Annotated in this window: 10 protein-coding genes; 5 read left to right on the top strand and 5 right to left on the bottom strand. The window is 73.9% G+C overall.

Features of this window, described 5'->3' with window-relative positions:
- Positions 1–103: 103 nt before the first annotated feature.
- Both ABD361_RS16205 and ABD361_RS16210 read right to left on the bottom strand, forming a co-directional pair.
- Positions 104–799 carry a response regulator gene (locus tag ABD361_RS16205; protein ID WP_344436006.1) on the bottom strand — a complete coding sequence of 232 codons (696 nt, stop codon included), beginning with the start codon at positions 797–799 and terminating at the stop codon, positions 104–106.
- Positions 792–2,855, bottom strand: coding sequence for an ATP-binding protein (locus ABD361_RS16210; RefSeq protein ID WP_344436007.1), 2,064 nt, complete (start codon positions 2,853–2,855; stop codon positions 792–794). The genes ABD361_RS16205 and ABD361_RS16210 overlap by 8 nt, the downstream gene beginning before the upstream one ends.
- Positions 2,856–3,074: 219 nt before the next feature.
- Here ABD361_RS16210 and ABD361_RS16215 point away from each other — a divergent pair, with 219 nt between their 5' ends.
- Together ABD361_RS16215 and ABD361_RS16220 are read left to right on the top strand one after the other, a co-directional pair.
- The gene (locus ABD361_RS16215; RefSeq protein WP_344436008.1) at positions 3,075–4,136 is read left to right on the top strand and encodes a radical SAM protein; all 1,062 of its coding nucleotides are present in this window, start codon (positions 3,075–3,077) and stop codon (positions 4,134–4,136) included.
- A 190-nt stretch (positions 4,137–4,326) separates the two neighbouring features.
- A complete protein-coding gene (locus ABD361_RS16220) occupies positions 4,327–4,893 on the top strand; it encodes a hypothetical protein (RefSeq protein ID WP_344436009.1) in 567 nt (188 codons plus the stop codon).
- A 153-nt stretch (positions 4,894–5,046) separates the two neighbouring features.
- Here ABD361_RS16220 and ABD361_RS16225 read toward each other — a convergent pair whose 3' ends face one another.
- Positions 5,047–6,588, bottom strand: a complete 1,542-nt coding sequence (locus ABD361_RS16225) for an MFS transporter (RefSeq protein ID WP_344436010.1) — start codon at positions 6,586–6,588, stop codon at positions 5,047–5,049.
- Positions 6,589–6,712: 124 nt separating this feature from the next.
- Positions 6,713–7,648, bottom strand: coding sequence for an oxidoreductase (locus ABD361_RS16230; RefSeq protein ID WP_344436011.1), 936 nt, complete (start codon positions 7,646–7,648; stop codon positions 6,713–6,715).
- Positions 7,649–7,818: 170 nt separating this feature from the next.
- Between ABD361_RS16230 and ABD361_RS16235 the strand changes: the two genes are divergently transcribed.
- Positions 7,819–8,823, top strand: a complete 1,005-nt coding sequence (locus tag ABD361_RS16235) for an NAD-dependent epimerase/dehydratase family protein (protein WP_344436012.1) — start codon at positions 7,819–7,821, stop codon at positions 8,821–8,823.
- Positions 8,824–8,838: 15 nt separating this feature from the next.
- Here the strand turns inward: ABD361_RS16235 and ABD361_RS16240 are convergent, their stop codons facing one another.
- Positions 8,839–9,912, bottom strand: a complete 1,074-nt coding sequence (locus ABD361_RS16240) for a PP2C family protein-serine/threonine phosphatase (RefSeq protein ID WP_344436013.1) — start codon at positions 9,910–9,912, stop codon at positions 8,839–8,841.
- A 134-nt stretch (positions 9,913–10,046) separates the two neighbouring features.
- On the opposite strand from ABD361_RS16240, the gene ABD361_RS16245 reads away from it, so the two are divergent.
- Positions 10,047–11,018 (top strand): GlxA family transcriptional regulator, encoded by a 972-nt coding sequence (locus tag ABD361_RS16245; RefSeq protein WP_425583223.1) that lies wholly within the window; start codon positions 10,047–10,049, stop codon positions 11,016–11,018.
- A gap of 594 nt (positions 11,019–11,612) precedes the next feature.
- A complete protein-coding gene (locus tag ABD361_RS16250) occupies positions 11,613–12,806 on the top strand; it encodes a serine hydrolase domain-containing protein (protein WP_344436198.1) in 1,194 nt (397 codons plus the stop codon).
- The last annotated feature ends 13 nt before the right edge of the window (positions 12,807–12,819 follow it).

Raw genomic sequence — 12,819 nt, forward strand, 5'->3', positions numbered from 1 at the left:
TCCCACGTTCCCCGGGGGCTCCGCCCCGGGCCCCGGACCGGGCTCCGCCCGGTGTCCTCAATCGCCGGACGGGCTGCAATGCAGCCCGTCCGGCGAATATGGGTCAGCCCGCCGCCGGCGCTTCGCGCGGCGCGTGCCGCAGGTAGGCCAGGACCGCGCTCACGCGCCGGTGGAGCTGAGGCTCCTCCGCCAGGCCCAGCTTCGCGAACGTCGAGTTGACGTGCTTCTCGATCGTCGACTCCGACAGCACCAGCTCCTGCGCGATCGCCCGGTTCGTCTTGCCCTCCGCCATGTGGCGCAGTACGTCCAGTTCTCGCCGGGTCAGCGCGGCCAGCGGCGCGTCGGCGGTGCGGGTGTGGCTGCCCATGAGGACTTCGACGATGCGCGGGTCGACGACCGAGCGGCCCGCGGCGACCTCGCGCAGGGCGCGCAGCAGTTCGTCGAGTTCGCCGATGCGTTCCTTGAGGAGATAGGCGAGGCCGTCGGTGCCGCGCCGGAAGAGCTCGAAGGCGTAGTTCTCGTCGGCGTGCTGGGAGAGGACGACGACGCCGATGCCGGGGTGGGCGGCGCGGATGGCGTGGGCGGCGGCAATGCCTTCGGTGTGGTGGCCCGGTGGCATGCGGATGTCGGCGATGACCGCGTCGGGCCGCAGGCGTCCGACGGCGGCGAGGAGGGCGGTGGCGTCGCCGACGGCGGCGACGACGCGGATGCCGCCGGTGTCCTCCAGCAGCCGGCGGGTGCCTTCGCGCACCAGGTAGTGGTCCTCGGCGATGACCACGCGCAGGGGTGGTTCAGTCATGGCACTCCTCCCGCACCCGTTCGGCCAGCCGGGAGCGGATCGTGGTGCCGCCGCCGGCCCGGCTGGTGATCCACAGGTCGCCGCCGACGGCCTCGATCCGGTCGCGCATGCCGGTCAGCCCGGTGCCGTGGGTGGTGTCGGTGGCGAAGCCGACCCCGTCGTCGCTCACTTCGAGCACCAGCCAGCCCTCCGAGCGGGTCATGCGGATGGTCACGTGGGTGGCCCCCGCGTGTTTGAGGACGTTCGTCAGGGCCTCGGAGACGAGGTAGAAGGCGGAGACCTCGATGTCGAGGGCGAAGCGCACCCGGTCCAGGGCGTCCTCGGCGTGCACGGTGACGGGAATGGGCATGCGCCGGGCGCGCGAGGTGACGGCGGCGACCAGGCCCTGGTCGGTCAGGACGGGCGGGTGGATGCCGTGGGCGACTTCGCGCAGGTCGTGGATGACCCGGCAGGCGTCCTCCTGGACCTCGGTGAGCACCGCATCGGCGTCGCCCCCGCGACCGAGGCGGTTGCGGGCGAGGCGGAGCTTGGCGACCAGGGCGACGAGGTCCTGCTGGATGCCGTCGTGGAGGCGGCGTTCGATGCGCCGGCGCTCGCTGTCCTGGGCGCTGACGATGCGGGCGCGGGAGGCGTCGAGCTCGCCGGCCTGACGCTGGACCTCGCGCACGCGGGCGGACAGTTCGGCGGCGAGGCGTACGTTGTGCACGGCGAGCGCGGCCTGGCGGGCGAGGGTCTCGACGACGTCGTGGTCCTCGGGGGTGAACCGGCCCTCGTTCTTCGGCCCGTACTCGATGACGCCCAGCACGTCGTCGCCGTACCGCAGGGGGTACCCGCCGCCGTGCGGGCCGCCGCCGGCCTGCGGCTCGCCGGCCGTGCCCAGGTGCACCGGCAGGTGTCCACCGCCCAGCCGGACCCGTGCCCAGTGCAGGCCGAGGCCCTGTTGCAGGCCGGCGGCGAGCTGGGGGGCCAGCCGGCTGAGGTCGTAGGCGTGCTCCAGGGCGCTGCCGAACTGCACGAGCAGCTCGAAGCTGCTGAGCCTCTCGCCGTAGACGCGGCGCTCGGCGAGCCGGTTGAGCCGGGCCCGCACCGGCTGGAAGAGGGCGGTGGCGGTGACGGCGACGAGGACGGACAGCCCGATCGGGCAGTACTGCCCGGCCGTCAGGCCCAGGGTCATCGCGGTGCCCAGGTACCAGGCGCTGATGATCAGCCAGAGCGTGCCGTAGACGACCGAGCGGCGCGGCACCGCCGCCCGGCCGATGTCGACGCCCAGCAGCCGGTGGCGCAGGGCGGCGTAGACGACGGACAGCGAGACGAGCACGTACGGCAGCGCGCCCAGCACCGAGCCGATCAGATACAGCACGCCCGACTCGTCGTGCCAGGAGCGGAACAGCCGGCAGGCGGCGCGCGCCAGGAAGAGGACGGCGGCGCCGGCGGCGACGGGCAGCAGGGCGGCCACCTCCCGCCGCCCGGCGCGGCGGGCCCGCAGGCAGCGCACGACCAGCAGCGTGGCGCCGATCCCGGGCAGCCACGCCTCGGGGTAGTAGAACACCAGGTGCTCCACGATCGGCGCGGGCACGCCCGCCGCCGGCAGGGCGACGGGCAGCACCAGCAGGGCCCACAGGCAGCGCAGCACGGCCCGCTCGCCGGGGAAGCGGAAGCGGCCGTCGGGCAGCAGCGCCAGCAGGTGGACGACCAGGATGCCGGCGGCGAGGGTGTCCCACTGGACGGGCAGGACGACCAGGGCCGTCCGCAGCGGCGGCAGGCCGCGCTCGGGGACGGCGAGGTCCCAGCCGTGGCGGGCCGTCAGCAGCGCCGCCGCGTAGTGGACGGCGGTGCCGGCCGTCAGCGCGGTGCCGGTCAGCAGCAGCCGGCCGGCGACGGGATGCGTGGGGGCGTGCCACCAGGCGAACACCCCCGCGCAGTAGCAGGGCAGGACGGCACCGAGGATCCACGGCAGGGCGACGGTGCCGGCCGGGGCGTGCGCGGGCAGCAGGAACACCCCTGCAGCCGCCGCCCACAGCAGGCACAGCCCGCCGCAGCACGCGGCAATTCCCATGGCCCGGCCAGTGCCCCGCACACGCAAAGGTATAGCGGAAAACCCCCAGAGGGATCGGAGGAATCCGGGGTACTCGCCCCCCGGACGGTCACGGCAGACTCATGAACGTCTGCCCCGAGACCGGCGCGGACGCCCGACAAAACGACCGTGCGATCCCCGCACATGCCGATCCAAAGAAATGCCGATCCAAAGAAAACAACCGCCGGCGGAAAGGGAGTCATGAGCGCGTCCTGCGGTCCCGAGGTGGTCGTCTGGGACACCACCTACGCCTGCCCCCTGCGCTGCTCGCACTGCTGCTCGGAATCGGGCAGGCGGGCGCCGCGGCAACTGGGCCACGAGGACATGCTGCGGGTCGCCGACGCGCTGATCTCGCTCCACCCGCAGGTGGTGGTGCTCTCCGGCGGCGAGCCCCTGCTGGTCGAGGGCATCTTCGACGTGGCCCGGCGGCTGGCCGGGGCGGGGGTCGCGACGGCCGTGTGGACCAGCGGCTGGATCATGGAGCCGTGGATGGCGGCCGAGCTCGGCGAGGTCTTCGAGGAGGTCGTCGTCAGCCTCGACGGCGCCACCGCACAGGTGCACGACCGCATCCGGGGGCGGGCCGGCTCCTTCGACCGGGCGCTGAGCGCGCTGACCCTGCTCGACGGGGTGGCCCGCGAACGCCGCCGGCAGCAGCGGTCGCCGCTGCGGTTCGGCATCGACTGCGTGGTGGTGCGCAGTAATTTCCCCCAACTGGAGGAGTTCTGCACGGCCATTGCCCCGCGCTTTTCCCAATTGCGTTCGCTGACCTTTCACGCGGCCGTTCCCGAAGGTCTCGCCAGCCGCCCGGAATTCGCCCGCCTGGAACTCCTCGACGAGGCCGCCGTGGCCCACCTCACCAGCGCCGGGTGGCGGGCGCGGCTGCAGCGGCTCGCGCCGCAGGGCGTACGGGTGCGCACCACCGGCGACCGGAACCTCGTCATGCGGCCGGCCCGCTTCGCCGGCACCGCGGGCCGGCTGGTGATGCAGATCGAACCGGACGGCGCGGTACGGGCGTTGCCCGTCTACGAGGGAACCGTGGGCAACATCCTGCAGGAGTCCGCCCTGGACCTGTGGCACCGGGGCGTGGCCCGCCTCGGCGACCCCTTCGTCGTCGAGACCCTCTCCGCCGTGCGGACCATGCAGGACTGGGCCGCCGCCGTGCGCCGCATGGACTACCACTTCGGGTCCCAGGAGGTCCGCTCGCGCATCGACCGCCGTACGGTGCGCACCAACCCGCCCGAGTTCACTGCCCTCGCGCTCTGATACGGCCGACGCACGCCCCCGGTGCGGCGGGCGCGCCGGGGTGCGCGCGCTGCGGCGCGGGAGTACGGACGGGGCTGCGGAAGCCGTGCGGTACGAGGTGGGGTGGGACAACTTCGAGGGTAGGCAGGGGCCTTGTGTGCGCGCCGTTCCCGGCGTGCGAAGGACACCAGGCGTCTCGAAGGGGTAGTGCATGTTCGGTCAGCGCGGTGCCGGAATCGTCCTCAGCTCGATCGCGCTCCTGGGCGCGACGATCGGCGCCCCCGCCGCCCAGGCCCACGACCACGGCGACGGCCACGGTCGCGGCCGCGGGCACGACCGGGTCACCATCGGCTGCACGGGACAGGAGAACACCACCTACACACCGGGCCTGACCCTCACTGCGCGCACGAGCGCCGTCAGAGGGGAAGGCGCCTACACCTGCAGCGACGCGCCGGGGCACACCACCTCGGCCACTGCGAGTACTGCTGGTGTGGCCACCGACGCCAGTTGTCTGTCCTTCGGCACCGTCCAGGGCCGGCAGATCATCACGTTCGCCGACGGCCGCACGTCCGAGATCCGCTACACGGCCGGCAACAGCGAGCGAGCGCTGGGCGTCCACAACGTGCACCTGGTGGGGACCGTCGTGAAGGGCGCCTACCAGGGGGCCCACGCCGAACGGGACATCCAGACCGCACCCGGAGGACTGCCGACCACGTGCCTGGAGGAGGGCGGCCTGACGCACAGCATCGCCTTCGACCAGCTGACGATCGAGTCCTGATGCAGTGCCCCGCAGGGGCGCGGGGAACTGCGCGACCAGCCACGACGTGCCCGCAGACGGAGTGCCCTCGGTGGCCGATCGCGCCCACGCGGCGGCAGCCGCAGATCGACACTGCCCCGTGCCCCTACGGGGCGCCGAGGTGGCGGGCGGCTCTCAGTGGCCGCCCGTCACCTTGAAGCCGCGCGGCACCAGGCACACCGCGAGCACGGTCACGGCCACCACGATGCCGGCCGAGACGTACGCCGTGGTGGTGAGCGCGTCGTCGAACGCCGCCCGCGCCGCCGCCCGCACCTGGGCACCCGTGTCGCCGCCGACCCGGTGCGCGACCTCCGCGGCGCCGCCCACCGAGCCCCGCGCCTCGTCCAGGTCGGGCCCGCGCAGCGGCAGGGCCGTCATGCGGTCGGTGAAGACGGCCCCGTGGATGCTGCCCAGCAGCGCCACGCCCAGGCCCACGCCCAGCTCGTAGCACGTCTCCGAGACCGCGCCGGCCTGCCCGGCCCGCGCCGCCGGCACGGAGGAGACGAGCACGGACGCCGATGCCGTGATGGCCAGCCCGTCGCCCAGCCCCAGCGCGGCCAGCACCACGGCCACCACCGGGTACGTCGTGGGCTGCGGGGCCAGGGCGAGCAGCAGGAAGCCGGCGGCGAGCGCGCCGAGCCCCACGGCCAGCACCCCGCGCACGCCCATGCGGTGCATCAGCCACGGCGAGCTCAGGGAGCCGGCCAGCATCGCCAGCGCCGAGGGCACCGTGCGCAGCCCCGCCTCGGACGGCGAGAACCCGCGCACGTACTGCAGCCACAGCGAGATCAGGAACAGCGCCGCACCGATGGCGAGCATCGCCAGCAGCGTGGCCAGCGCCGCCGCCGTGAACGGCCCGCGGCGAAAGAGCCGCACGTCCAGCAGGGGATCGTCCAGCCGCAGCTGGTGCCGGGCGAAGAGGGCGAGCAGCAGGACGCCCAGCAGCAGCGTGCCCATGTCCGCGGGCTCGGTGCTGCCCTTGGCCACGTGCTTGATGCCCCAGGCCAGCGCCACGATGCCGGCCACGGACAGCAGCGCGCCGGGCCAGTCCAGGCGCCCGGCCTGCGGGGCGCGGTACTCCGGCAGCAGCACGATGCCAGCGGGCACGGTCGCCACGACGACGGGGACGTTCACCCAGAAGGCCGCCTGCCAGGAGAAGTGCTCCACCAGCACGCCGCCGATCAGCGGGCCCACGCAGGCGCCCGCCCCGGCCACCGAGGCCCATACGCCGATGGCCAGGGCCCGTTCGTGGGCGTCGGTGAAGATGGTGCGGATCAGCGAGAGCGTCGAGGGCATCACCAGCGCACCGCCCAGGCCCAGCAGCACCCGGCCGCCGATCAGCTGCGCCGAGCTGTGCGCCGTCGCGGCGAGGACCGACGCGACCCCGAACAGCACGAAGCCGGCGAGGAAGAGCCGCTTGCGGCCCCACCGGTCGCCGACCGCGCCGCTGGTGACCAGCAGACCGCCGAGCACCAGCCCGTAGATGTCGATGATCCACAGCTGTTCGAGCGGGCCGGGCCGCAGATCGGTGATCAGCGAGGGCAGCGCCACGTTGAGGATGGTGGCGTCCATCGCCACCAGCAGCAGGCTCGCGCACAGCACGGCGAGCATGGCCCAGCGGCCGGGCGTCGCCGCCGGACGGCGGGCCGCGCCGGGGTCCTCGGGGCCTTGTGCCATGGCACGCCACCTCACCGCTTCCCGGGCCCCGAGCCGCAGCGGTCGCGCGACGGCGCGACCGGCCACCAGTATCGGCCGGTGGGCCCGGACGCGCACACCGGGCCCGCGGGGCGGGCCCGGCAGTTCACCCCTCGCGCTGAGGCCAGCGGTAGCGGACGTGGGTGAGCCGCTCCGAGGTCTCCCACAGGTTCCGGGCCAGCTCGGCGTCGCCCGCCAGCAGGGGCAGCTCCACCGGTCCCGGCGCGCCGCGCGCCTCGAACCGGCCGGTGGGCCCGTAGAAGCCGCCGGGTTCGGCCTGCGGGGCGGTGGCCCCGTACAGCACCGGCAGCGCCGCCTGCTCCACGGGCTGGCCGATCAGCCGGTTCAGCGCGAGCCGGGCCAGCGCCCGCAGAACGGCGGGCGCGTGCCGCTGCAGGCCCGTCAGGCTCGTCCCCGGGTGGACGGCCACACAGGCCAGCGCCGCTCCCGCCGCGTCGGCGCGGCGCTGCAGCTCCAGGGTGAACAGCACGCCGGCGAGCTTGGACTTCGCATAGGCCGCCATGGGGTGGTAGCGGTGCGTGCTCTGCGGGTCGGACAGCTCGGCCATCGGGCTGCGGGCCAGGGAGGCGGACACCGTCACCACCCGCGGCGCCCGCGCGGCCAGCAGCAACGGCAGCAGGCGGCCGGTGAGCGCGAAGTGCCCCAGGTGGTTGGTGGCGAAGGTGAGCTCGAAGCCGTCCTTGCTGGTCTCCCGGTGCCTGATCGCCATCACTCCGGCGTTGTTGACCAGCAGGTCGACCGGCCGCCCGGCGTGCTCCATGCGCTGCGCGAACCCGGCGACCGAGGCCAGGTCGGCCAGGTCCAGCAGGTCGGGGCGGACCCGCACGCCGGGCGCCTCCGCGGCCATCCGCTCCGCCGCGCGCCGCGCCCGGCCCGCGTCCCGGCCGGTCACCAGCACCTCGGCCCCCGCCCGGGCCAGCTCCCGGGCCGTGACGTAGCCGATGCCCCCGGTGGCTCCGGTGACCACGGCCAGCCGGCCCTGCTGGGCGGGCATGTCCTCGGTGCTCCAGCTGCGGTGCATGCGCCTCCTCGGCGGCCGGTCGGTGGACGGCGACCGTATTGTCCGCCGGGCCGGCCACCCGGCGGCGGAAGGCGCGCCCGGGGTCGCGGACGCGCTGTACGCCCTGGGCGATTCCGCCGAGAGCGTGCGAGGGTTCCCCCGGACGGCGTACGCCCGGCAGGGTCGCCTGCATGAGACTTCTGGTATTGGGTGGCACGGAATTCGTCGGACGTGCAGTCACGGAAGAGGCACTGGCGCGCGGTTGGGACGTCACGCTCCTGAACCGCGGGCGGCACGAGGCGCCGAAGGGGGCCCGCGTCCTGCTGGGCGACCGCACGGCCGAGGGCGGCCTTGCCGCCCTCGCGGAAGGGGAGTGGGACGCCGTCGTGGACACCTGGTCCGCGGCGCCGTCCGCCGTGCGCGACGCGGCACGGCTGCTCGCGGGGCGGGTGGGGACGTACGTGTACGTGTCCTCCTGCTCGGTCTACCGCCACCCGCGGGCGGCGGGCCTGGCCGAGGACGCGCCGCTGGTCGACGGCTCGCCCGACGCCGGAGAGGTGGACTACGCGCAGGCCAAGCGCGGCGGCGAACTCGCCGCCGCACAGTACTTCGGCGACCGCGCGCTGCTGGTGCGGGCCGGGCTGATCCTCGGCCCGTACGAGAACATCGGCCGCCTGCCGTGGTGGCTGGGGCGCCTGGCCCGCGGCGGTCCGGTGCTGGCCCCCGGCCCGCGCGACGCCGCCCTGCAGTACATCGACGCCCGCGACCTGGCCGTGTGGATGCTGGACGCCGCCGCCCGCGGCCTCGGCGGCCCGTACAACCTGGTCAGCCGGTCGGGCCACACGACGATGGGCGGGTTCCTGGAGGCCTGCGCCCGCGCCGTCGGCAGCACCGCCGGGCTGCACTGGACGGACCCGGAGCCGATCCTGGCCGCGGGCATCGGCCCCTGGACGGACCTGCCGGTGTGGCTGCCCCCGGGGGACCTGTACGACGGCATCCACCGCATCGGCGTCGGCAAGGCCCTCGCCTCCGGCCTGCGTTGCCGGCCCGTCGAGGAGACGGTGGCCGACACCTGGTCCTGGCTGCGAGGGGTCGGCGGCGTGGCACCGCAGCGCCCCGACCGGCCGTACGTGGGCCTGGACCCGGAGAAGGAGGCCGAGGTGCTGCGGGCGACGGGCGTCACCACGGCGTCCTGACGACGGCCGGCCCGGTCAGCGTTCGCGGCGCACCACCAGGAGGGCGGCGTCGTCGCCGAGAGCGCCGCCCGCGTAGGCGAGGAGGTCGGCCAGCAGGCGGGCGGCCAGCGCGTCGGGGGACAGGTGCGGCATCGCCGCCAGGCGCTCGCGCAGCGGGTAGAAGTGGCCCGAGGCGTCGCGGGCCTCGGTCACGCCGTCGGTGAAGAGCACCAGGACGTCCCCCGGCGCGAAGCCGAACCGGATGCGGTGGCACGGCCCTTCGACCAGGTGGCGCAGGGCCAGCGGCGGATCCGGCACCGGCGACTCGACCTCGGTGACCTGCCCGCCGCGCCACAACAGCGGCGGCAGGTGCCCGCAGTTGACCAGGTGCGCGGGCCCACCGCCGGTGGGCACCTCCACGAGGGCCGCCGTCACGAACTCCTCGGTCGCCCGGCGCCGTACGACGGTGGCGTCGAGCCGCTGGGCGACGGTCTCCAGACCGGGCTCGACCTGGGCCGCCTCCCTGAAGGTGCCCAGCACGTCGGTGGCCGTCTCGACGGCGCCGAGCCCCTTGCCGCGTACGTCGCCCAGGAGGATCCGTACCCCGTACGGGGTGGCCAGCACCTCGTACAGGTCGCCGCCGACGCGGGCCTCGGCGGCGGCCGCGACGTAGCGCACCGCGACCCGCAGGCCCCCGATGCGCTCGGGGACGGGGCGCAGCAGGGCGCGCTGGGCGGCCTCGGCGACCGAACGGGTCTGCAGCAGCTGCCGTTCCCTGGTCGAGATCAGCACGACGTTGGCGGTGGAGACGCAGGTGATGGCGAGCACGGTGGCGGCGGCGGTCAGGTGGACCGGCAGCGCGACCTCGGGGTCGGCCAGGGCCAGCGGCGCGACGATCACGAGGGCCAGCAGGCCGGTGAGCAGCGGGACGCGGGGGCGCCGGGTGCCGATGCTGGCGAGCACGGGGGCGGTGGCCAGCACGGGGGAGAAGGTGAGGTCGGGGTTGGTGGCCAGGTCCATGGCCACGGCCGCGGCCAGAAGCGCGTAGGCGGCCATGACGAGCGAGCGCGCGCTGCGGGGGAGCGGGGCGGGGGAGGGATCTCGCGTCATGGTGGTTTCCCACCCTAGGGGGCCGGCCGCCCTTCGCAACCGTCTTATGCGCAGAAAAAAGGACATTACTCCATAAAGGTGATGGTTGACCCGTTCGGCCGTGGGGCCCGCGCCCGTCGCGGATGATGCGGGATGTGAGCGGTAAGGCGGAGACCCGCGACGTGCTGATCGTCGTGTACGACGGAGTGCAATTGCTCAATGTGGCCGGGCCCTTGGACGTCTTCGACCGGGCCGAGTACGAGGCGGAGCCCGGCTACCGGGTGCGGCTGGCCTCGGTGGGCGGCCGCCCGGTCACCACCACGGCCCGCACCCGGCTCGGTGTCTCGGCGGACCTCGCCCGGGTGCGCAAACCGCCGGACACGCTCGTCGTGGCCGGCGGCCGGGGCTACCCCGTCGCGGCCTCCGACGGCGACCTGGTCCGGCACGTCCGCCGGCTCGCCGGCGGCGCCCGGCGCACCGGCTCCGTGTGCACCGGCGCCTTCGTCCTCGCCGAGGCCGGCCTGCTCGACGGGCGCCGGGCCACCACCCACTGGGCCTCCTGCGCCGACCTGGCCGCCGCCTACCCGGCCGTCTCCGTCGAGCCCGACGCCATCTTCGTGCGCGACGGCCACGTGCTCACCTCGGCCGGCGTCACCGCCGGCATCGACCTCACCCTCGCCCTGCTGGAGGACGACTTCGGCCCCGAGGCGGCCCGTGCCGTCGCCAAGCACCTGGTCGTCTTCATGCAGCGCCCGGGCGGGCAGTCGCAGTTCAGCACCTGGACCCGGCGCGACCCGCCGCGCGGCGGCGCCCTGCGCGACCTCGTCGAGGACATCGACGCCCACCCCGACGGCGACCTGTCCGTCCCGGCGCTCGCGGCCCGGCTCGGGATGAGCAGGCGGCACTTCAGCCGGCTCTTCAGCCAGCAGATCGGCATCAGTCCCGGCGCCTACGTCGAGCGCGCCCGGGTCGCCGCGGCCCGCACGCTGCTGGAGAGCACGGCCGGCACCGTCGACACCATCGCCGGCCAGTGCGGCTTCGGCACGGTCGAGACGATGCGCCGCGCCTTCGTCCGCGAGACGGGCGTCTCCCCGGCCGCCTACCGGGAGCGCTTCCGCCGCGGGTGACGGCCTGCGCCGGCGCGCCGGTCCGCTCGATCGAGGTCACGACCCACCCCGGTCCGTTTCTCGTAGCGGCCTCGTCCGGGTTGGGTGGGACGCCCGTAGGCGTCCTCGCCCGCCGCTGGAAAGTGACTATGAGCCAGATCACGGTTGAGGTTGACCTTGGGTCAGGGTGGAAGCTCGTCGCAACGGCGCAACGCCGACCCCCGCGACAACAGAGTCAAGGAGTGAACCACCATGTCCATCACGCTGAGCGACCGGGACAAGAGCATCCTGCGGACCGCCGCGTACGGCGCGGTGTCGCTGATGGCCGCCACTGGCACACCCCACAAGGCCGCCACGAACGCCTCCACCGCCCTGACGTCGGCGACCGGCCTGGTCGGACACATACTTGCGACGAAGTCGAAGAACATCGAGTCGACGGGAAAGACCGTCGCCGCACTCGCCGACCAGGTACTGCCGGCCCTCACCGCAGCGGTGATCCTGCTCGAGAAGCAGGACCCGGCCGAGGCCGGCAACTTCCGCAACACCGTCCTCGTCGCTGTAGAGGCAGCCGCCCAGACCCAGGCGCAGGGCAGACTCAACCCTGCGACAGCCGAGATGGCCCGCAAGATCACCGCGGCCCTCGGCGCCGCCGGGGCAGCCAGTGCGGACAGCGGGACCGTGCCGGTGGCTGCTGCCGGGCACGATCGTCCGGAGCTGCGGCAGGCCCTCGAAGAGATCGTCGATTCCGGTATCGCCGGGATAACGCTGCGCGTGCACGACGAGCGGGGCGAGTGGGTTGGCAGCGCCGGGGTGAGCAAGCTCGGTGAGACTGCCGAACCGCCTGTCGACGGGCACGTCCGGATCGGCAGCAACACCAAGACGTTCACCGCGACCCTGGTGCTGCAGTTGGTGGCCGAGGGCAGGATCGGGCTGGACAAGCCGGTGGCGGACTACCTGCCCGAGTTCGGGCTGGACGAGCGGATCACGGTACGGATGCTGCTGCAGCACACCAGCGGAATCTTCAATTTCACCGGCGAGTACTACGACGACGGCACGTTCGCACCGGGGATCCCCGCCACCACAGCGGGCAAGGAGTGGGTGGACAACCGATTCACGACCTACCAGCCGGAGGACCTGGTGCGGCTGGCGTTGTCCAAGCCGGCACGGTTCGAGGCGGGAGCGGGCTGGAGCTATTCCAACACCAACTACGTGCTGGCCCGGCTGCTGATCGAGAAGATCACCTGCCGCCCGGTCGCCCAGGAGATGCAGCGGCTGATCCTGGGGCCGCTCGGGTTGACGGGCACCATGGCACCGACCACCCGGACCGACGTCCCCGAGCCGCACGCCCACGCCTACTACCGGTACGAGGACGGCGGGCAGGAGAAGACCGTCGACGTCACCCGCCACAACCCCTCCTGGATCTCCAGCGGCGGTGACATGATCTCGACCACCCGCGACCTGCACACCTTCATCTCCGCACTGATGAGCGGCGAGCTCCTGCCGGCCGAACTGCTGGCCGAGATGTGCACGCCGCGCCCGACGCCCATCCCGAACATGGGCTACGGCCTGGGGGTGTTCGTGCAGGACACGGGCCGCGGTGGCACCGTCGTCACCCACAACGGCGGCGCCGCGGGGCATGCGGCGATGATGTTCAGCACGCCCGATGGCAGCACGACCCTCACCGCCGCGCTGAACTACGTGGACGACGCTGCGCTGTCGCTGGCCGTGCCCTTTCAGAAAGCCGTACAGCGGCTCGTCGACGAGGTGTTCTGCGGCGGGAAGGCCGATCCGGCTCAGCCGACGGGCTGAACGCGAACCAGGG

The sequence above is a fragment of the Streptomyces luteosporeus genome (genome assembly GCF_039532865.1).
GTDB lineage: Bacteria > Actinomycetota > Actinomycetes > Streptomycetales > Streptomycetaceae > Streptomyces > Streptomyces luteosporeus.